We start from the raw sequence: 20,122 nt of genomic DNA on the forward strand, positions 1-20,122 counted from the left end.
ATATCGGCGCCGCTTCTGGGTCATGGGTGCCGCTATTCGAACTCGAACAGCGGCACAACCGAAATTGTCGCCAGCCGTGGCTCTAGACGTTTCCCCGCAAATAAAGTCCCGAGTTCACGCCCATATAGGTCACGTCAATCCTGTCGCCCGCGCCGAGAAGAATAGACGAAGGCGGGTGTCTGCCAAAAGCAAGCCGCTCGCGATTTTCGTCGCTGATGTCCTTGGCGATATCGCTTGAGATGACCATGACCACAATTTCGGTGATCAGGATGACGATCGGGCCAGCGATGAAGAACCACCATGAAATTTTCGCATTGTGCGTCTGTTTGGGCGATGGATCGACGAGGAATGTCAGCGAGCGGTCCGTCGCTTCGAAGCGTGCTTCGTTGCGGGCATCGACGGTATAGTGCAGCATGATGCCGGCGTGCATGTCGGCCTTGCCCTTGCAGTATGTCTGGAGTGCGTTTTCGCCGCTCCTAACCTCCAGTTGGTCTACCTCGGGGTGGTATGTGATGGCGCCGGATTTTACCGACTTTGCCATAAGCCGGCGCGTGTTTCTGAGGATCTTCGCCTGCCCGTCATAGGCAAACGCACTCGGGTCGGTGGAAAACGAGCGCGCAAGTCCCGGGGCGACCACATTCTTCAGGAACAATTCGTCCGAAATCACATATGTCGCGTTGGTTTCGGTCGGGATCGCCGCCGGATCCACCGTCTTTTCGAGGCCAGAAATGGCACGGTCCGTCGTCACGCTGAATATAGCAAGATAGCCGGCTTGCAGGTCCTCGCGATGGAAGTAGCCATAGCTGTTCTTGACCGGCGTGAGCCAGGAATTCGTTTGGGGAGCGATGAGGTTTACCGTGGCGAACACGAACCGGACCTGGGCGGCGTTTGCGACCAGGTTCTGTCCAAGCGCAAAAGAGAGAAGCGCGTTTTGCTCCGGCGAAAGCACCTGGTTGGGATCCAGGAGCCTGATGACGGTCAACTCACCCCGCACCGGCTCGTTACCGGTCTCGCCGAGCTTGTTGTAATCCAGCCGCAACTCCTCCTTGTTGTCATCCGTTGCCAGCCAGTCGAGATAGGTGGCGACAATCAGCGTCAGTCCCCTGATGTCTATCAGTTTGCCGTTTGACTCAAGCGTGCCTTCCGCGATTTCGAGCTTGAGGTGAATGATGTCATTGGAGCCGCCTTGCGCGATCTGCCAGGGGGCATATTTGCCCGATGCCTGCCCGCCTGCCTGGACAGCGAAGTCGAGTGTGAGTTCGCCGGAGTTTGCGCGCAAAAGCGTATTCAGCCGGTCTTCGCCGACCACGAAGACCGTATCCCATCCGAACGTGTTCATGGGTCAACCCTTCGTCTTGAAGGCGCCGCTCAATTGCAGCGAACCATTCAATTGAACTTGGGAGAGCAGGAAGCCGGCCGTGTCGGGCCACTCGACCGGCTCCGTCAGTTCAGCGAGCATCGTCGTCAGCGCAGGAAGCGCGGCGGCGGCGCCTTTGGAGATCGCCAGGGCGATCAGCGTCGGCGTCGCGGCGGCGAGACCGGCAACGACACCAATGATGATGACGACAATCACACGGGTGACACCGGTCAGAACAGCGCCTCCGACGATTGCGGCCACCGCGCCGATCACGGCAACGATCACCTCGGTAATCACGACCCACTCGGCCTTCTTGTAGTAGCTGTCCTTGATTGCCGGCCGCGACTCGACCCAGCCGATCGTCTGCGTGCCGTCGTCCTTGGTAACCAGTTGCAACCGGTACCAGGTTTCGGAGATAACGTAGGAGTCGATACCCGGGCTGATCGGAATATGCACGGTCATCCGGGTCTGGATCTCGTCGCCAACGACCTGCATGATCATGCTGGTCGCCGTCGGCTGATAATAGATCGCGCCGACCTTCACCTTCTCCAGATCGAGATTGTTTTTCATCTGAATGGAGGTGTTGTCATTCGTGATGGTGAAATCCGAAGTCGTTGCCTTGGGAAAGGCGGCTTGCATGGCGGGAAGCACCATGTTTTCGAGGAAAAGGCGGTTTCCGATGAGGATCGACGCACCGGCCCCGTCGGGGATCGCCGATGCCGGCAGTTGATTGGCAAGTCCTTTCGGCTGCTTGTTGTTGGTCATGTTCAAGACCCCGAAATAGGCCTCGTCTTCGCCTGGAACATCCTTGTCGCCGTCGTAATAGGCGTAACTCGTGTAGGTTGGTTTCAGCCACTGGAATTGTGCCGACTGGGCGACCTGGTTCAGTGAGACCACATTGAAGACGTAGTTGAAGAGGCCGATATTGTTGTTGAACCACACTCCCATGATCGAAAAGAACATGGCCTGCTGGTCCATCGGAGGTTTCGTTTCGCCGTAGTCGATGTGTTGGATCACCACCGCCGGATCTTCCGGAGAGCGCTCGTCTGGATTGGTGATCAGGTCATTCGGATTGCCTTTCGGGTCATCGGCCGGAACAGGTTGCGGCAGGTAGTTGAGCTTGACCTGAATGGTGATGCTGCCATCCTTGATGTCGATGGTCTTGCCGAAGGCGAGCATATTCGCCTGCGTGATTGGTATCTTCAAAAAGACAATTGATCCCGATCCGCCACGGCTCATCGACCAGGTGCCGAAGTCACCTTTTGCAGTCCAGTCCGCGCTGATCTTCGCATCAAAGGACTTGGGGTAGAAACCGGTCTTCAGGGCTGCGTTGACTTGCGACAGACGTACGGCGCTCGCCGTATCCCAGCCTTGCGTATCGGCTTCCGACGCCAACAGTTCCTTGGCTTGGTGATGGCGTTCCACGAAGCGGCCAGGTTGCAGGGATCTGATGTCGGGCAGGCGAAATGTCTCGAATGTTTTAGGCCGAACGAGTTCTATGGCATGTCTCATCGGAGTGCCTCCAGGACAGATTATGGATGTGGATGGGGTGTGTAGTGTCAGACCTTCAACAAGCCGCCGAATTGGAGCGCGCCGTTGAGTTCCGCCGACTTGAGATCGAAGCCCGACGAGTCGGGCCAGTTCACCGGCGCCTGTGCTTCGTCGATCAGGGGACCAATCGGAGGCAATGCGGCGGCGGCTCCGTCCGCAATAACGTCGGCAATCAAGCTCGGCACGACCGCAAGAACACCCGCGACGACGATGATGACGACAACCGCGATGATCTTCTGGGCCGTTTGTTTGATCGCCTCCGCCACTACAGCGCCGACGACAGATCCGATGAGTGCGACGGTTACTTCCGTCCACGTGACCCAGGACGCGATCTCATGCCAGCTGGTAATTTCCGGCTCTTCCGATGGTTCGAAATCCATCGTGTAGGTACCGTCGTCTTTTTTCACCAGTCCGAGCACGTAGAAATAGGTGGAGTTGACATAGGCCACGATGCCCGGAGAGATCGGTATCTTGACCTTGCTGACGATCTGGACTTCGGCACCGACGACCTGAAGCCGGAAGTACGTCATGATCGGCGTATAGTTGATGGCCCCGACCTTGACCGGATCCAGCTTCACTTCCTGCGTGCTTTCGATCACGTCGGCAGTTGCCGGCATGCGGAAGGCATTCGATGGCGCCTTGGTGAATGCCTGCGTCAGTCCCGGAAGGACCATTCGCTCCAAAAACAGGCGGTGTGAGATGAGGATTGATGAATCGCACGTATCCGGTATGGCAGAGGCGGCGACCTGGTTTGTAAGTCCTTCCGGACTATGGCTTTCAACTTGGTTCAAGACAGCAAAATAGCTGCTGCTGTCGTCGATACCCTGGAAATAGGCGTAGCTGGTGTATGTCGGCTTCAACCACTGAAACGCTGACTCGGCAGCCTTCTGGTTCAAGTTGACGGCAGCGAATACGTGCTGGAAGGCAGCCAGATTCTGATTCATCAGATAGGCGAACGATGCCAAGAACAGCGCGCGCTGATCTTCGCTCGGCGTTCCGTCACCATAATGTATTCGCTGGACCGTCACCGCCGGGTCGTCCGTCGATCGTCCCTCGGCATCCGCAATGAGATCGGCGATGGTCTGCTCCGCGGCACTCGCCAAGGTGGCACTCTTTTGCTCCTGCGGGACATATCGCAGTTTGATGGAAATCAGTGCATACCCATTCTTGAAACTGACCTCGCCCGAGCCGTAAGTCATCCTGGCAGTGGTCAGCGGCAGCTTCATGAACAGGATGGCGCCGGAACCGCCGGGCGCGATCTGCCAGGCGTCGAAATTCGCTGTGATCTGCCACCCCGTTTCGGGGTTCATGTCGATTGTCAGTGTATGCGGATATTTGTCGGATTTCTTCAAAACATCGTTGGCGATCGACGCCTTGATGCAATTGACGCTATCCCAGCCATAGGTTGTCGCTTCTCGCGACAGAAATGCTGCCGGGAGTTCCTCTCGGGGCGTATAGGAGCCCGTCCGATAGGCTGTCAGAGGCCTGAATGTTCTGAAATGACTATTAAAATCAAGTGATTCTGCCATTGTCATGGATTGACTCCTCGTCCCGGCGTGTTGTTTCAACCACAAGGGGAATGATGTTCCGCCGCATTCGAATCATCAAGTTAAAGTTGATTTTTTAATCTCCACAATATCGTCATGGTTGATGAATTTGATCAGATTCGGCCGTCGTATAAGGTTCTGAAACTTGGCTTTGAAAATGGGGGAAATTCTCCTGAGCCTGATGCCCGGCAGTGCTGTGCGATTGAAACGATAGGCGAAACAATTGCTTTGCCGATGAGGCGAGCAGGCAAGTTTAATTGCAACTATCCGTTGGTGTGGATTGAGCTGTGGCTGGAGGGGAGGGGGCCGACGATCGGGCGGGCGGGAATGTATCGGAACGAGCCGACAGTCTTTCCGTTTCTGCACCTATGGTTGTTGCCGTTTGTCCTTGACTGGAACAACGCAGGGGTGTCATCGGTTCCGTCTGCGCAAGGGGCAGGCGGGCTTGGCGCAAACTTCTCCGAAGAAGTGGCGCTCAGATCATTTTGATCTTTGACCGTCCATGCACAGCCGAAGCCGATGTGTTTCCCCAGCCACACATCCCTCCAAACCGCTATGATGCATTTCAGTTAGGCTCGCCATATAGCTGGGTGATGCCTACACCAGCATAGCGACGATCAAGCGGGATGCCTTGCTAAGCATCATTCATTGACGTGGGCGCTCCGTTAGCTGTCACGAGTTGACGCTGAAATACGTCTGTCGACGATTGCGGGAGCGTCCGCTAATCGAACCATATTATTACTACGGCGATCAAGGCCATGTCACAGGGTAGTTCGGCCGATAAACCGATTTTTGTGGCTTTGATCCCGACCGGTTGTCGTTTGATTGTCTGCTCCGGGTTGAGAAATAGACAATTTCCTGCATTGGGTCGCTGTGTCTCACGGCACTTGGCGCCGTCACGCAACTGCTCTCAAGATCCTGTTAAGATTGGATCAACTGTTCCATCAGAGTTTTCAATTCTCCAGCTACGTCGTAGCTGTTGTCCTGATGCTGGCGATTGCAAAAGAGTTCGCAGCTCCACCAGCCTGAAAACCCCGTCGCCTTGACCGCGTCCACCCATTCCTTGAGGTCGAGCACGCCGCTTCCGGTCGGCACATCCCGCAGAATACGTTCATTCGGAATGCCACCGGGGAACGGCAGGGAATCGCAGAGATGGACGCCGTAAATCAAGTTTCTGGGCAGGCGCGCAATGCGGTCGGGAGTATCGCCCGAGGTGTAGGAGTGCCAGAAGTCGATGACAAGTTTGACATTGTCGCGTGCGCACAGGTCGATCACCCGCAGCTGGGAGTCCATCGTGTTCAACGGCGTCCACGACAATGCTTCAAGATAGACAACGAGGCCGAAACCGGCCGCGATATCGGCGACAGCCCGGAGGTTGTCGGCCGTCAGCGAGACTTGTGTCTCCTTTGGTGCATCGATGAGGCCCCTGTAGAGGGTCGGGTACAATGTCGCGGATCCCGCTTCAAACACTTTCAGGTCAAGCGGGCCTGTGATGGCTTCAATGCCCTCGGCGCCAGCGGCGGTGGCCAGACGGCACAATTCTTCGGCTTCCCGCAGCATGTCACGGCGCTTTTCGCCTTGTCGCTCAAGATCGATCAGGAAGCCGATTCCGGGAAGGACCAAGCCCTCGAGGCGTTCCTTCAACTCCCGTTCGGAAAAGCCTGCTTCCAGGAAGGCGGCGATCTTTGTTCCGGATGTCTCCAGGCCGTCAAAGCCCAGTTTGCGTGTGATATCGATATCGATCGACAATGTGTTCCAGCGTGAAGCCATGGAGTGAAAGATCAATTGATTGCGTTCATCCGCCATGTTTTCGGCCCCCTTCAATTTTCTGAACGAGCGTCAATGCGACGCTGTGACGGTGCGGCGTGTCCTTGCGGCTGCCGCGATGGCTTCCGCGGTGCGAAGCGCAATGACATTGTCGTCTCCCTGGCCCATCCATGTATCCGGGCGCTGAAGAGAAGCGAGGAAACCTTCGATGGTCGTGACATAGGTGTCGCGTTCCCTCACCGGGATGAGTTCATTACGGCCGCCCATACGCCGTATCAGTGTGCCCATGCCCTTGCCGTTCATTGTGCCGTGAGCGATCAGCGCGCCGTGGTCGCCCGCTAGCATCACGACACTTTCGATCTCCGCGATGGCGAAACTTTCATGTGCCTGGAATACCGAGCCGCCGGACATGCGGATGGCATAGGAGGCCTTGTCGACGTCCTCTCTGGTGGCTTCGCCCGGCAGTGCCGAGATTTCGACTGGTTCCTGGCCGGTCAGGAAGCGGGCCAGATCGATATCTTCGATCGCTATGTCGAGAAGGATGTCTCCGTCTTCCGTCTTTTCTTCGGTCCGACGATTGGGCGATGGTTGAAAAGGGGCTCCCCGCACGATCAGCAGCGACTGGAGCTTTCCGATCTCGCCTTCCGCGAGCAGTCTGCGCATCGTTTGATGGATAGAGGAAGCACGTAATGGCTGGTTCACCACAAGCGCCACGCCCGCTTGTCTACACTGCTCTGTCAGGGTGTTCGCAATCCGGCTGTTTCGGGCGATCGGGGCGTCGCAAAGGATGTGTTTGCCGGTCTTGGCTGCCGCCACAATGTAGTGCTTGCGTCGTTCGCGTGCCGCGCTGATATAGGTGAAATTGACGCTTGGATCGTTCAGCGCCTGGCGGGCCTCGACGGATGTCTTCGGGATATTCAGGTCCTGCGAGAAGAACCTGGCATATTCCCGGCTGCGACTGACCACCCAGAGCGGTTGATGCCCGGCGGAGCGGATCGCGGCAACCATGTGTTCGGCGGCGATGGGCCCTGTTCCCATCATCGACCATCCCGTCGCTCCCTTGGAATTCACCGCCAGATCCTCTCCATTCGACCACCGCAGATTGACGGATTTATGATCGCCTCACAATTTCGCAAGCGATTGAAGTCATTTGCAAAGTGAAGTAAGTTACGCTTCACTCTGCTTCACGCGAGGGGAATCCATGGAACATCTGGGACGAGACGCGGCCGCCTTGGCGACAAATCTGAGAACGCTGTGCGAGCGGCATGGTTCGGTTGCGGCCGTCTGCCGCAAGATCAACGTCAACAGGCAGCAGTTCAACAAATATCTCTCCGGCGCCCATGTCCCGTCAGCGACAAACCTGAGGATCATCGCCAACTACTTCGGGCTGAGCGTGCCGATCCTGTTTGCCGACCCGGATGAGTTTCGAACCCTTGTCGATGGCAACTTCTTCCATGCGATGGCGACCGCGCGGCAATTGCCGGAATTCTCGCGGTTCGTCTCCAACATGATTGTCGAGAACAATTCCGATCATAACGACATTGTCGGCGTCTACGACCGCTATCAGTTCTCATCGATCTACAAGGGGTTTGTGCTCCGCTCGGCGCTGTGCATCTACCAGAACAAGGAGTTCCTCCAGCACTATTACGTCGAGCGATTTCCGAGCTTCGACAATCCGCGCAAGACCGAATATGTGTTCAAATATTACGGCTTCTGCTTTCCTGTCGCCGACCGCCTATTCACTGCGGATTTCGAGGGAATTCAGTCGAACGAACTGACGTTTGGTGTGTATGCACAGGTGAAGCGCAATGCCAAGAAGTTCATGTTCGGTATCTCAAGCGGCATCGCCGCCACCGTGTTTCGCCAGCCCTATTCGACCAAGGTCGCCCTCCACTACAGAGGACCGGGTTTGCTGAAGCGCGAACACCTGAAGGATCTGACCGTGATGGACCGGAACGATCCGTCGATTCCGCGCGAAGCGCTGCAGTATCTTGGCGATGGGTCCGACATGATCCAGATGAGTTGAACGCGCCGCATCGAAATGCGGCGCGCTCGGGGTGTCTTGGTTCAGGGATGCAGTTCGACGGCGAGCCAGATACTGTCCGTGTCGGCATAGTAGCGATGCCATGGGTAGGTCCACTGGTTGTCGCCCGTGACGCGGCAGAACGGATCGTGCGAATAGCCGATCGGCATCACGACATCTTCGTATAGCGTTGACGCTTCACGCTGACGGAATTTCTGCATTCGCCCCAGTCCGTGAATCTGCGTGTGCGTCTCAAGGAATGGATGCTCATTGTGGATGAAGCAATCCGTATCGCCTGGTGACCACCAGAGGTTCAGCTTCAGCGTGAAGGTTTGCACTGCTTCCGGCTGCATTCGCTCATTGGTGAAAACACGGGGATCCAGGCTGACGGTGCCGATCTCGTCCTGTGGGGAGATGTAAAGGGGCGTATCACGCGGGAAGCTTCGGATGCGGTTTCCAAGCCAATCCCAGCCTCGGAACATGCAGCCGCCGAGATTGGTCGGGTTGGTCACCTTGATGATCGCGGCGCGCTCGGCGGAGCGGATGCGTCCGCCTTTCAGCCAGGTGGACTTCCAGGCGGGAACCACAGCCGGATGCTCGTCTCCGGTCACCATGATCGACGGGCTGATGTTGACGACAACGGCATCCGTGACATCATAGTCGACGACATTCTCAACCAGTTTTGCGGAAATGAAATCATCCGCAAATGCCAGATCTCTCATCAGGTTCTGCACGTCAGCACTCCCGTAGCCTGCAATTCATGTCTTGCAGAAAGCCACATCGCACATGCGCAAAACAGTGCGCGTCCTAATTTATTTATTCGCAATGTGACGCAGTATGAGCTTCGGCTCGCGAGCCTTATTGTGTGAGGACTCGTCTTGGCTCCGGCCAGCAAGCGGTGAACTAGGGTATAGTGGATGCGGCCAACTCGGCTCGTCCGATTGATCGTGCCAAGCAATCATGCTGCATAGCTGATGCAGGGTGATCCGAAATGTGCGTCATCTTGCTTCAGTGATTGCGTGCCTGCGAACTTGAAGCGCGCACCCATCCGCCGAAGAATAAGATCATCGTCGAGGGGCTGAAAACAGTCATGTCCCTTCGCAATCATAACAAGCTTAGAGGGTCGATCAAATGAAACTGACGGGTGGCCAAGTCGTCGCGAAAGCGCTCAAGGAATACGGTGTCGAATATGTCGCCGGCGTGCCGGGTCACGGCATCTGGTCGCTGTTCGATGCCTTCCTGCAGGAAGGGTCGGAAATTCCTTTCATCCAGGTGATGCACGAGCAGAGTGCCGTTCATATGGCCGACGGTTATTACCGCGCCTCCGGCAAGCCGATGGCCTGCTCGACCTCGGTTGGTCCGGGTGCAGCCAACACGATCATCGGTCTTGCCACCGCCTATACGGATTCGACCTCGCTTTTCTACGTCTCCGGCTCGCCCCAGACCTACATGCACGGCCATGGCACCATGCAGGAACTGGAGCGTCAGCAGGACAATGCCTTCCCGCGCATCACCGAGCAGGTGACGAAGCGCGCCTGGCAGGCCAATTCGGTGCAGACCCTCCCAAGCATCATGCACCGCGCCTTCAGCGAAATGCTGACGGGCCGCCCCGGTCCGGTTCATGTCGAAGTTCCGATGGACGTTCAGGTCGAAGCGGCGGATGTCACTATCCACCCGCTCGGCAAGCGTCTGCCGGTCGGCGTCGCGTATCCGGACCCCACGGCCATCGAAGCAGCGCTGAAGGTTCTTCTTGCTGCCGAACGTCCGGTGATCGTCGCCGGTGGCGGCGCGATCACGTCTGGCGCGTCGGCGGCACTCATAAGCCTCGCTGAAAAGCTCGGCGCCGCCGTCTCCATCACCTGGAATGGCAAGGGTGCGATCTCGGAAGATCATGAGCTGTTCATCGGTGCTGTCGGCCAGACCGGTACGACCTGCGGCAACAAGATCACCGCATCCGCCGACGTGGTTGTGTCTGTCGGCTGCCGATTCACCGACTGGTCGGCGTCGTCCTATGCCAAGGGCGTCTCCTTCTCCATTCCGTCGGCCAAGCTGATCCATATCGACCTCGATCCGCGCGAAATCGGCAAGAACTACGAGACCGAGGTCGGCATCGTTGCCGATGCCAAGGCGACGCTCGAAGCGATCCTGTCGCTTCTCTCGGATGCCGACTCCCAGACGATGCTCGGACGCCGTGAAACCTTCCTGGCCGATGTCCAGAAGGCAAAAGCCGATTGGCGTGCCCAGGTCGAGCCGCGCGAGAACAGCCGTGAAACGCCCTTCACCTCGCAGCGGCCGCTCATCGCACTGCGAAAGGTTCTCGATCGTAACGGCATCGTGGTGGTTGGTTCGGGTAATACGCAGGGTTCGGTCAAGCAGAGCTTCCCGATCTATGAGCCCCGTACGCATCTGACGTCCGGCTCCTACTCGCCGATGGGCTGGGCGGTCCCGGCGGCCATGGGTGCCAAGCTGGCCAAGCCTGATCGCCAGGTCGTCGCGATCGTCGGTGATGGCGATTTCATGATGTCGCTGCCGGAAATGGGCACGGCCGTGATGAACGGCATCAATGTGGTGTTCCTGGTCTTGAACAATCAGGGTTACATGTCGATCCGCGGCGGCCAGCGCAAGTTCATGGGGCGCCATATCGCCTCCGAGTTCAGCCATCATGCCGGCAATGGCGCGCCGTATTCGGCGGATATCGCGGCATCGGCCCGCGCCTTCGGTCTACAGGCCTGGAAGGTCGAGAAGGACGAAGATCTGGAAAGCAGCCTGAAGGCCGCGCTCGAGTGCGGCGGCCCGGCACTTGTCGAAGTCATCGTCTCGCGCGATGCCGCAGGCCCGTTCGCCACCGGTTGGTGGGACTTCCCGTCGCCGGCCTACTACGAAAAAGAGCAGGCCGCCTATGCCGAGATGCGTGCGCTTGAGCAGCATCTCTAACTGAGACGCCGGCTTCGGCCGGCTCCCAACCTCATCCTTCTGTCCCCTTGGAGTGCGGAGCGCGTCGCTTCCGCAAGCGAAGAGTCATACCCATGATACGGCACATCAAAACAGCCCAGGCTGCATCTGCTGGCAGCAACGACGGAGCGGTCACCAAGGCCGTTGAGGCGCTCCTCGCCAAGGTGGAAAGCGGCGGCGACAAGGCCGTCCGCGAGCTTTCCGCCCAGTTCGACAAGCTTGACCGCAGTTCCTATCGCCTGACGAAGAGCGAGATTGACGACGCGATCAACTCGCTCACCAAACGCGAACGTGAAGACCTCGACTTCGCCCAGGATCAGGTGCGCAGGTTTGCGGAGGCCCAGAAGGCCAGCCTGAAGGATCTGGAAATCGAGACCCTGCCGGGCATCGTGCTCGGTCATCGCAATGTCCCGATCCAGAATGTCGGTTGCTATGTCCCCGGCGGCAAATATCCGTTGCTGGCATCGGCGCACATGACAGTGCTGACCGCACGGGTTGCCGGCTGCGAGCGGATCATCACCTGCGCGCCGCCGTTCAAGGGGCAGATTTCCCAGAAGATCGTTGCCGCCCAGGCGCTGGCCGGTGCCGACGAAATCTATTGCCTTGGCGGCGTCCAGGCGATCGCGGCCATGGCGTACGGGACCGAGACGATCGAACCGGTGGACATGCTGGCGGGACCGGGCAATGCCTATGTCGCGGAAGCCAAGCGATTGCTGTTCGGCAAGGTCGGCATCGATCTGTTCGCCGGACCGACGGAGACGCTGGTAATCGCCGATGACAGTGTCGATGGCGAAATCGTCGCCACCGATCTTCTTGGTCAGGCCGAGCACGGGATCAATTCGCCGGCTGTCTTGATCACCAACTCGGAAAAGCTGGCGTGCGACACGCTTGACGAGATCAAGCGGCTGCTCACCATCCTGCCGACGGCCGAAATCGCCGGCAAGGCATGGGAGGATTTCGGCGAGATCGTCCTCTGCGACACGATTGACGAGATGGTGTCCGAAGCTGACCGCGTCGCTTCCGAGCACGTTCAGGTCATGACCCGCGATCCGGATTATTTCTTGAACAAGATGCGGAATTACGGCGCGCTGTTCCTCGGCGCCCGCACCAATGTCGCCTTCGGGGACAAGGTGATCGGCACGAACCACACGCTGCCGACCAACAAGGCCGCTCGTTATACCGGCGGCCTCTGGGTCGGGAAATTCCTGAAGACCTGCACCTACCAGCGCATCCTGACCGACGAAGCGTCGGCTTTGATCGGCGCTTACAGTTCGCGGCTTTGCCTCATGGAGGGCTTCGCCGGGCATGCCGAGCAGGCAAACATCCGCGTCCGTCGCTATGGCGGCCGCAACATCCCTTATGCGACGGCGGTGGACCCCATCGACGCATAAAACCGAACGGCAAGTGCGCAGCACCGCCTGCCGGACTTGCCGCCCAACTCAACCGTCAATGCTAAAAACAGGGGAACTGACATGAAATTGACGACACTTCTTGCTGCCTCGATCGCCTTCATTCCAGCCGTCGCCATGGCCGAGGAAAAAGGCAAGGTGGAAGGCATTCACCACTGGGTTTCCGAGAGCGAGGTCAACGCGCTCAAGGTCATCACCGACAAGCTCGCGACCAAGGGATATATCTGGCAGGACAGCGCAGTCGGCGGCCTCTCCGGCGCCAACGCGCTCCAGGCGCTGCGGACCCGTCTCGCCGCCGGCAATCCGCCGACGACGATGCAGTTTCTCGGCTATGAAGGTTTGGACTGGGCCAAGGAAGGCGTTCTTCGCTCCCTGAACGACCTCTATGTGAAGAATGGCTGGGACAAGGCGCTCGCGCCGCAACTGTTGGCCTTCGTCAAGTCCGACGATGATTACATCTCGCTGCCGATCAACATGCATCGCCAAAACTGGGTCTGGGCCAACAAGGCCGTCTTCGACAAGGCCGGCCTTGCCGAGCCCAAGAGCTGGGACGAGCTGATCGCTGCTGGTCCGAAGCTCAAGGAAGCCGGCGTCATTCCGCTCGCGATCGGCGACGAGCCCTGGCAGATCCTCGAGGTCTTCGAAGCCATTCTCGTCGACGTCAATGGGCCGGACTTCTACGAGAAGGCAGTGATCGATCTCGACGAAGGCGCGCTGTCCAGCGAACAGATGGTTGATGCGTTCGACAAGCTGCGTCAGGTTCGAGGGCTCGTGGATGATGGCTTCACCGGCCGCGACTGGGCCGTTGCAACCGGCATGGTCGCCAGCGGCAAGGCCGCCATGCAGGTCATGGGTGATTGGGCGAAGGGCGAGTTCCTGGCCAAGGGCATGAAGCCCGGCGTCGACTTCCTGTGCTTCCCGACCCCGACGGCGACCCCGAACTACAAGTTCGTTATCGACGCATTCGGCGTTTTCAAGAGTGACGATCCCGTAGTCGTTGCCGGCCAGGATGCCTGGGCTGAATCCATCATGGACCCTGAAGTTCAGACGAACTTCAACAAGATCAAGGGCTCAATCCCGGCCCGTTCGGACGTCCCGGTTGATGATTTCGATGATTGCGCCAAGCGCAGCTTCGCCGATCGTGAAGCTGCGGTCGCCGGTGGCGCCATGCTCGGCGGTCTGACCGAAGGCTTCGCAGCACAGCCGCAGTTTTCCGGGGTCTACAGCGACGTGGTCGCCAAGTTCTTCGTGACGGACATGTCTTCGAAGGATGCGGTTCAGTCTCTCGTCGACGGTATCAATAACGCGCGCTGATCCAGTTCTGGTCCGCCGGCCGGCATCAGTCCGGCCGACGGGTCAAATGGTGTTTCGCGAAAAATGATGGGAATGCTGTCATGCGCAGTACACTCTCGATGAGGGACCGATTGACCCATTGGCTGCCCCGGCTCGTCCTGTCTCCGAGTCTGGTCGCTGTTTTTATCGGGGTCTATCTCTTCATCGCCTGGACCGGTTGGATCTCGCTTTCGTCGTCCAAGATGGTTCCAAAATATGATTTCGTCGGACTGGAGCAATATATCCGTCTGTGGGCGACCCCGCGTTGGGAAACCGCGGTCGTCAACCTGTTCCTGTTTACGGTGCTGTTCCTGGCGATCACCATCGCGATCGGCCTGCTGATTGCCATCCTGCTCGATCAACGGGTCCGCGCCGAGGGCTTTTTGCGCGCGGTTTATCTCTACCCCATGGCACTATCCTTCATCGTCACCGGCACAGCCTGGAAATGGATATTGAACCCTGATCTCGGCGTAGAGAAGGTCGTCAATGACCTCGGCTGGAGCGGGTTTGTCTTCGACTGGATCACGCGGCCGGATACCGCGATCTATTGCGTGGTGATCGCTGCGGTCTGGCAATCGACCGGCTTCGCCATGGCGATTTTCCTGGCCGGGCTTCGCGGCATCGACACCTCCATCATCAAGGCGGCGCAGATTGAAGGCGCGGGCCTGCCGCGCATCTACATGAGCATCATCGTGCCCATGCTTCGGCCGGCGTTTCTCAGCGTCATCGTGCTGCTCAGCTACATCTCGATCAAGAGCTTCGACCTGGTTCTCGCGCTGACCAATGCCGGTCCGGGCAACGCCACCGAGATGCCGTCGACGTTCATGTTCTCGGCCACGTTTCGGCGCAACCAGATGGGCGTCGGTGCTGCCAGCGCCATGATGATGCTGATGACCGTCGCTGCCATCATCGTTCCGTACCTCTATTCCGAACTGAGGGAGAGCCGCAATGAACACTGAGGCCAACTCGGCACGGCGCTCCCATCTCCTTGGCCGGCTTTTTATCTACGGCTCGCTGCTGGCGCTCGCGGCCTTCTATCTGATGCCCCTCTGGGTGATGATCGTTACATCGCTCAAGTCGCTCGACGAAATCTATGCCGGCTCCTTCGTCGGCCTACCCAAGGCGATCACGTTCGAAGCCTGGGAAAAGGCTTGGGGGCAGGCCTGTATCGGCACGGCCTGCGATGGCCTTCGTCCCTATTTCATCAATTCGCTGCTGATGGTCATTCCGGCGGTCATTCTCTCGACCGGCATCGGCGCCATCAACGGCTATATCCTGACCAAATGGCGTTTTCCGGGATCCAACTTCTTCTTCGGCATGCTGCTGTTCGGTTGTTTCCTGCCTTTCCAGGCTGTGATCCTGCCGATGGCGCAGTTACTCGGAAGCCTGCGTCTTTCCGGAACGATCCCCGGGCTGGTTTTGGTCCACACTGTCTACGGCATCTCTTTTACGACGCTGTTCTTCCGCAATTACTTCATCACAATCCCGGATGAACTGACGCGCGCGGCGCAGATCGATGGGGCAGGGTTCTTCCGGATTTTCTTCTCCGTCATGCTGCCGGCGGCCCTGCCGATCATCGTCGTATCCTGCATCTGGCAATTCACACAAATCTGGAACGACTTCCTGTTCGGTGTGTCCTTCACCGCGGGACAGTCGTCCCCCATTACCGTGGCGCTCAACAACATCGTCAACGTCACGATGGGGCGCAAGCAATACAATGTCGACATGGCTGCCGCCATGATCGCCGCCATCCCAACCTTGGTCGTATACATCGTCGCGGGCCGCTATTTCGTCCGCGGGCTGACGGCCGGCGCCGTGAAAGGCTGAGCCCATGTCCACTCTCGAAATCGATCGCGTCCGCAAATCCTATGGCATTCACGAGGTCCTGAAGGAGGTTTCGATCTCCATCGGTACAGGCGATTTCCTCGTGCTTCTCGGACCTTCCGGCTGTGGCAAGTCCACGCTGCTCAACATGATCGCCGGCCTGGACAGCATCACCGGTGGCGAGATTCGTATCGCGGGAAAAGTCGTCAACGACCTCTCGCCTAAGGATCGCGATATCGCCATGGTGTTCCAGTCCTATGCGCTCTATCCGACGATGACAGTTCGCCAGAACATCGAGTTCGGAATGAAAATCCGGGGGATCACTCCGCCGGAACGGGACAAGGCAGTCAGGACAGCGGCCGATCTGTTGCAGATGAGCCATCTCCTGGATCGCAAGCCGTCGCAACTGTCCGGCGGCCAGCGCCAGCGTGTTGCTATGGGCCGCGCGATCGTACGTCAGCCGAAGCTCTTCCTGTTCGATGAGCCGCTCTCCAATCTCGATGCCAAATTGCGGGTTGATATGCGCACCGAGATCAAGCGCTTGCATGCACGACTGGGAACGACGATCGTCTACGTCACGCATGACCAGATCGAGGCGATGACGCTGGCGACCCGTGTCGCCGTCATGAAGGACGGCGTCGTGCAGCAACTCGATGAACCGCAGGTGGTCTACGATCGCCCGGCCAATGTCTATGTCGCGAAGTTCGTCGGCTCGCCGTCGATGAACATCATTCCCGGCGTGCTCGAAGTCCAGGGCACGGTGGTCAGCGCCGTCGTCGATATCGCAAAGCGCGGTTCGGCGCGCATTTCGGGTGTCGCGGTGTCGCCGGAAACCGCGCGGAAATATGCTGGCAAGAGGGTGCTTGTCGGCATCCGGCCGGAAAACTTTTCGATTGCTGCCGGTGATATCCGGCCGACGCTCACCGTCGACGTCGATGTGGTCGAGCCCACCGGTCCCGATACGCTGGTCGTGTTCCATTGCAGCGGTGCCGAGGTGACCGCGCGCCTGCCGCCGAAACAGGCAAGTGCCGGACGCGAGGCCGCGCTTTGCGTCGACACATCCAAGGTCGTCATCTTCGATGCCGATACCGAAAACCGGATCGATTGAGGTCGTTCGATGGCACAAACGGCAGACATCGTCATCATCGGTTCCGGCATCGGCGGCGCGTCGCTGGCCTACAGCCTCGCGCCTTCTGGCTTGCGCATCGTCATCCTCGAACGGGGCGAACACCTCAAGGACAGTCCGGAGGCCCGTGACGATATCGCGATCTTCCAGAAGGGCTTCTACAGGTCGTCCGAGGAATGGCTGGGAACCGACGGCGAGAGCTTCCTGCCAGGCAACTATTATTACGTCGGCGGAAATTCCAAGTTCTTCGGCGCGGTCATGTATCGCTATCGTCGCGAGGATTTTTCAGCCCGCCCGCATATGGATGGAGCCTCGCCGGGCTGGGCAATGTCCTATGACGAGCTGGCGCCGTGGTACGACAAGGCCGAGGCGATCTTCCAGGTTCGAGGCTCCACGCAGCAGGACCCGACCGAACCTGTGCATACCGGACCTTACGCCTATCCGCCTGTGCCCGATGAAACCTCTATCGCGGCGGTGCGCCAGCGCTTGGAAAAGGCCGGCGTGCATCCGTCCGCGCTTCCGCTGTCGATCGATCTCGACGCCTGGCTGGAGCGCGCGCCGACCGGTTGGGATGCCTTCCCCAACACCGGTTTCGGCAAGATCGACGCGGAGGTTGGGCCGTTGAAGAGCGCGCTTGATTATCCCAATGTCAGCATCCTGACCGGCGCCCAAGTGTCGCGGCTCGACGTCGATAAGAGCGGACAGCGGATCGTCGCGGCTGTTTTTGTGAAGGACGGCATCGAGCAGCGCATCTCGGCTGATCGCTTCGTAGTCGCAGCCGGTGCCGTTCAGTCGGCCGCGCTGCTGCTGCGCTCGACCAGCAAGGCGCATCCGACGGGTCTCGGCAACAGTTCCGATCAGCTCGGCCGCAACTTCATGAACCACAATACGACGGCGATGCTTGCCATCGACCCGTTCCGGCGAAACAGCTGTGTTTATCAGAAGACCATCGCCTTCAACGATTTCTACAATGAAAACAACGAATACGGGTTTCCTCTCGGAAACGTGCAATTGCTCGGTCATATCACGGGTAATATCCTGCGGGCCAATTTCCCGGTTCCCGCGCCGGCCTGGTTCACCCGACTGATTGCCCGGCATGCCTATGGCTGGTTCCTGACCAGCGAAGATTTGCCGAACCCGGAAAGCCGCGTCATGGTCCGCGACGGCCGTATCGTCATGCACTGGATCCGGTCGAACATGCGCGCCCACGAAGCCTTGATCGCCAAGACGCGCGCGGTCATGCGCAAGGCAGGGTTTCCAATCGTGCTGACCCATACATTTGGCCGCAAGACAACCTCGCATCAGTGTGGCACGGCGCGGATGGGCAGCGACCCGAAATCATCGGTTGTCGACCTGAACTGCCGAAGCCATGACGTTGACAATCTCTACATCACCGACGCCTCGGTCCTGCCGACGTCGGCGGCCGTCAATCCGGCATTGACCATTTCGGCGCTGGCGATCAAGGCCGGCGCTTCGATCGCGAGGCAGTCATGATGTCACTTCGTAATTTTGGCTCAGGACGGTTTGGTATCTGCCCCGCCCGGCCGGATGAATTGACCACCTTCGACTATATTGTTGTCGGTGGCGGCTCCACCGGTTGCGTGATCGCGTCGCGTCTGTCGGAAAATCCTGATGTCAGCGTGCTGCTGCTGGAGGAAGGGCCGCGCGATCGCAGCCCCTACATTCATATTCCCGGCGCCTATTACAAAACCGCCCAAGGACCGCTGTTGAAGCGCATTGCATGGGAGCCGACGGCCGTACAGGAGCGCGTGGAGACACCGACCATGGTGCAGGCCAGGGTTCTCGGCGGCGGCAGCTCGGTCAATGCGATGATCTATATTCGAGGCGTTCCCTCCGATTACGAGCACTGGGTGGAGATGGGTGCAGAAGGCTGGGGTTATGCCGACGTCCTGCCCTATTTCAAGCGCGCCGAGGACAACAATCGGTTCTGTAACGACGTTCATGGCGTCGGTGGACCGCTCGGTGTCTCGGATGTCGACTATATCCATCCGCTGACCCGCGCCTGGTTGCAGGCCTGTCAGCAGGCGGGGCTTCCCTACAATCCCGATTTCAATTCCGGCGATCCGGCGGGCTGCGGCCTTTACCAGATCACCGCCCGCAACGGCCGGCGCAGTTCGGCGGCCGTTGCCTATCTCAAGGCTGCCCGCAAGCGGAGCAATCTGCGGATCGAGACCGGTTGCACGGTGACGCGTGTAATCATTGAGAACGGACGCGCTGTGGGCGTCGAATGCGCCAGGGGCAAGCGACAGATCGTCTTTCGCGCACAGCAGGAAGTCGTCCTGTCCGCAGGTGCGATCGCGACGCCCAAGCTCCTGATGCTGTCGGGCATCGGCCCCAAGGACCAAATCGGTGCCCAGGGCATCGACGTGCAAGCCGATCTCCCGGGTGTTGGGCAGAATCTTCAGGATCACACCGAGATTTCGCTGGTCTACCAACTCAACGGTCCACACAGCTACGACAAATACAAGAAGCTGCGCTGGAAGGCGGCGGCTGGGCTGAACTACGCGCTTTTCCGCAACGGCCCGGCATCGTCCAACCTGATCGAGGGCGGCGCCTTCTGGTGGGGCAACAAAGATGAAGCCGTGCCGGACATCCAGTATTTCATGGTCGTAGGCGCCGGTATCGAGGAGGGTGTCGATGCGGTCCCAGGCGGAAATGGCTGTACTGTCAATCTTGGCCAGATCAGGCCCCGCTCCAGGGGCGAGGTGACCCTTGCAAGCGCCGATCCTTTCGCCAATCCACGCGTCGCACCGCGTTATTTCTCCGATCCCTATGATCTGGAATCGATCACCGAAGGCACGATGGCAGCCCTCGACATCATGGCCAAGCCGGCGATCGCGGCCTATGTACAGGATCGACATACGCCCGAGCCTCAGCTCAAGTCACGCGCCGACATCAGGGTTTTTTGCCAGAAAACCGCGCACGCGGCGCTTCACCCATCCGGCACCTGCCGCATGGGCCATGACGACATGGCTGTCGTCGATCCGCAATTGCGGGTCAGGGGTATCGAGTGCCTTCGCGTCGCCGATGCCTCAATCATGCCGACCCTGATTTCGGGCAATCCGAATTCGGTCTGCATCATGATCGGCGAGCGGGCGGCCGAGTTTCTGCGCGCGTAGAGCCCTTCGATTTCGTCACGAACCTTCTCGACCTGTGAAGTCACGATACCCCCATCTGTGTCACCGGCCTCGCGTGGCCGGTGACACAGGTGCG

At 58.8% G+C, this 20,122-nt stretch carries 16 protein-coding genes; 10 read left to right on the plus strand and 6 right to left on the minus strand.

The annotated features are described in order from the left end of the window. Positions 1–82: 82 nt before the first annotated feature. From ASG68_RS25975 to ASG68_RS25985, 3 genes are read right to left on the minus strand one after another with little or no spacing between them, the layout of a single operon-like run. Entirely contained in the window at positions 83–1,339 is a 1,257-nt protein-coding gene (locus tag ASG68_RS25975; RefSeq protein ID WP_062584348.1) for a TULIP family P47-like protein, read from the minus strand. A 3-nt stretch (positions 1,340–1,342) separates the two neighbouring features. Then, positions 1,343–2,869, minus strand: coding sequence for a TULIP family P47-like protein (locus tag ASG68_RS25980; RefSeq protein ID WP_062584350.1), 1,527 nt, complete (start codon positions 2,867–2,869; stop codon positions 1,343–1,345). Positions 2,870–2,916: 47 nt separating this feature from the next. Then, positions 2,917–4,443 carry a TULIP family P47-like protein gene (locus ASG68_RS25985; RefSeq protein ID WP_082478597.1) on the minus strand — a complete coding sequence of 509 codons (1,527 nt, stop codon included), beginning with the start codon at positions 4,441–4,443 and terminating at the stop codon, positions 2,917–2,919. A gap of 108 nt (positions 4,444–4,551) precedes the next feature. Between ASG68_RS25985 and ASG68_RS25990 the strand changes: the two genes are divergently transcribed. Next, positions 4,552–4,944 carry a hypothetical protein gene (locus tag ASG68_RS25990; protein ID WP_062610256.1) on the plus strand — a complete coding sequence of 131 codons (393 nt, stop codon included), beginning with the start codon at positions 4,552–4,554 and terminating at the stop codon, positions 4,942–4,944. 432 nt (positions 4,945–5,376) lie between these two features. Here ASG68_RS25990 and ASG68_RS25995 read toward each other — a convergent pair whose 3' ends face one another. Together ASG68_RS25995 and ASG68_RS26000 are read right to left on the minus strand one after the other, a co-directional pair. Further along, positions 5,377–6,261, minus strand: a complete 885-nt coding sequence (locus tag ASG68_RS25995) for a sugar phosphate isomerase/epimerase family protein (protein WP_062584356.1) — start codon at positions 6,259–6,261, stop codon at positions 5,377–5,379. Between the two features lie 33 nt (positions 6,262–6,294). Further along, entirely contained in the window at positions 6,295–7,260 is a 966-nt protein-coding gene (locus ASG68_RS26000; protein ID WP_244484334.1) for a Gfo/Idh/MocA family protein, read from the minus strand. 163 nt (positions 7,261–7,423) lie between these two features. Between ASG68_RS26000 and ASG68_RS26005 the strand changes: the two genes are divergently transcribed. Continuing rightward, on the plus strand, positions 7,424–8,248 hold the full coding sequence (locus ASG68_RS26005) for a helix-turn-helix domain-containing protein (protein WP_062584358.1): 825 nt from the start codon (positions 7,424–7,426) through the stop codon (positions 8,246–8,248). Between the two features lie 41 nt (positions 8,249–8,289). Here ASG68_RS26005 and ASG68_RS26010 read toward each other — a convergent pair whose 3' ends face one another. Then, positions 8,290–8,967, minus strand: coding sequence for a hypothetical protein (locus ASG68_RS26010; RefSeq protein ID WP_062584360.1), 678 nt, complete (start codon positions 8,965–8,967; stop codon positions 8,290–8,292). Between the two features lie 409 nt (positions 8,968–9,376). On the opposite strand from ASG68_RS26010, the gene ASG68_RS26015 reads away from it, so the two are divergent. The 8 genes from ASG68_RS26015 to ASG68_RS26050 all read left to right on the plus strand — a co-directional run bounded on the left by ASG68_RS26015 (position 9,377) and on the right by ASG68_RS26050 (position 20,028). After that, positions 9,377–11,179, plus strand: coding sequence for a thiamine pyrophosphate-binding protein (locus ASG68_RS26015; RefSeq protein ID WP_062584363.1), 1,803 nt, complete (start codon positions 9,377–9,379; stop codon positions 11,177–11,179). A gap of 92 nt (positions 11,180–11,271) precedes the next feature. Next, positions 11,272–12,588, plus strand: coding sequence for a histidinol dehydrogenase (gene hisD / locus ASG68_RS26020; protein ID WP_062584364.1), 1,317 nt, complete (start codon positions 11,272–11,274; stop codon positions 12,586–12,588). A gap of 81 nt (positions 12,589–12,669) precedes the next feature. Further along, a complete protein-coding gene (locus tag ASG68_RS26025; RefSeq protein WP_062584366.1) occupies positions 12,670–13,920 on the plus strand; it encodes an ABC transporter substrate-binding protein in 1,251 nt (416 codons plus the stop codon). A gap of 80 nt (positions 13,921–14,000) precedes the next feature. Beyond that, positions 14,001–14,897: a carbohydrate ABC transporter permease gene (locus ASG68_RS26030; RefSeq protein ID WP_062584368.1), complete on the plus strand. Its 897-nt coding sequence runs from the start codon at positions 14,001–14,003 to the stop codon at positions 14,895–14,897. After that, the gene (locus tag ASG68_RS26035) at positions 14,887–15,765 is read left to right on the plus strand and encodes a carbohydrate ABC transporter permease (RefSeq protein ID WP_062584370.1); all 879 of its coding nucleotides are present in this window, start codon (positions 14,887–14,889) and stop codon (positions 15,763–15,765) included. The genes ASG68_RS26030 and ASG68_RS26035 overlap by 11 nt, the downstream gene beginning before the upstream one ends. 4 nt (positions 15,766–15,769) lie before the next feature. Further along, entirely contained in the window at positions 15,770–16,870 is a 1,101-nt protein-coding gene (locus ASG68_RS26040; protein WP_062584371.1) for an ABC transporter ATP-binding protein, read from the plus strand. A gap of 9 nt (positions 16,871–16,879) precedes the next feature. Continuing rightward, positions 16,880–18,382, plus strand: a complete 1,503-nt coding sequence (locus ASG68_RS26045) for an FAD-dependent oxidoreductase (RefSeq protein ID WP_062584381.1) — start codon at positions 16,880–16,882, stop codon at positions 18,380–18,382. Continuing rightward, positions 18,382–20,028, plus strand: a complete 1,647-nt coding sequence (locus ASG68_RS26050) for a GMC family oxidoreductase (protein ID WP_413814044.1) — start codon at positions 18,382–18,384, stop codon at positions 20,026–20,028. Before ASG68_RS26045 ends, ASG68_RS26050 begins: the two co-directional genes overlap by 1 nt. Positions 20,029–20,122: the final 94 nt, after the last annotated feature.

It is taken from the genome of Rhizobium sp. Leaf453, assembly GCF_001425605.1.
In the GTDB taxonomy this organism is placed as follows: domain Bacteria; phylum Pseudomonadota; class Alphaproteobacteria; order Rhizobiales; family Rhizobiaceae; genus Pararhizobium.

What these genes read in the sequence shown, in the direction of transcription:
- ASG68_RS25975 (WP_062584348.1), bottom strand. Translation starts at nt 1,339, where the DNA reads ATGAACACGTTCGGATGGGATACGGTCTTCGTGGTCGGCGAAGACCGG.
- ASG68_RS25980 (WP_062584350.1), bottom strand. Translation starts at nt 2,869, where the DNA reads ATGAGACATGCCATAGAACTCGTTCGGCCTAAAACATTCGAGACATTT.
- ASG68_RS25985 (WP_082478597.1), bottom strand. Translation starts at nt 4,443, where the DNA reads ATGACAATGGCAGAATCACTTGATTTTAATAGTCATTTCAGAACATTC.
- ASG68_RS25990 (WP_062610256.1), top strand. Translation starts at nt 4,552, where the DNA reads ATGGTTGATGAATTTGATCAGATTCGGCCGTCGTATAAGGTTCTGAAA.
- ASG68_RS25995 (WP_062584356.1), bottom strand. Translation starts at nt 6,261, where the DNA reads ATGGCGGATGAACGCAATCAATTGATCTTTCACTCCATGGCTTCACGC.
- ASG68_RS26000 (WP_244484334.1), bottom strand. Translation starts at nt 7,260, where the DNA reads ATGGGAACAGGGCCCATCGCCGCCGAACACATGGTTGCCGCGATCCGC.
- ASG68_RS26005 (WP_062584358.1), top strand. Translation starts at nt 7,424, where the DNA reads ATGGAACATCTGGGACGAGACGCGGCCGCCTTGGCGACAAATCTGAGA.
- ASG68_RS26010 (WP_062584360.1), bottom strand. Translation starts at nt 8,967, where the DNA reads ATGAGAGATCTGGCATTTGCGGATGATTTCATTTCCGCAAAACTGGTT.
- ASG68_RS26015 (WP_062584363.1), top strand. Translation starts at nt 9,377, where the DNA reads ATGAAACTGACGGGTGGCCAAGTCGTCGCGAAAGCGCTCAAGGAATAC.
- hisD (WP_062584364.1), top strand. Translation starts at nt 11,272, where the DNA reads ATGATACGGCACATCAAAACAGCCCAGGCTGCATCTGCTGGCAGCAAC.
- ASG68_RS26025 (WP_062584366.1), top strand. Translation starts at nt 12,670, where the DNA reads ATGAAATTGACGACACTTCTTGCTGCCTCGATCGCCTTCATTCCAGCC.
- ASG68_RS26030 (WP_062584368.1), top strand. Translation starts at nt 14,001, where the DNA reads ATGCGCAGTACACTCTCGATGAGGGACCGATTGACCCATTGGCTGCCC.
- ASG68_RS26035 (WP_062584370.1), top strand. Translation starts at nt 14,887, where the DNA reads ATGAACACTGAGGCCAACTCGGCACGGCGCTCCCATCTCCTTGGCCGG.
- ASG68_RS26040 (WP_062584371.1), top strand. Translation starts at nt 15,770, where the DNA reads ATGTCCACTCTCGAAATCGATCGCGTCCGCAAATCCTATGGCATTCAC.
- ASG68_RS26045 (WP_062584381.1), top strand. Translation starts at nt 16,880, where the DNA reads ATGGCACAAACGGCAGACATCGTCATCATCGGTTCCGGCATCGGCGGC.
- ASG68_RS26050 (WP_413814044.1), top strand. Translation starts at nt 18,382, where the DNA reads ATGTCACTTCGTAATTTTGGCTCAGGACGGTTTGGTATCTGCCCCGCC.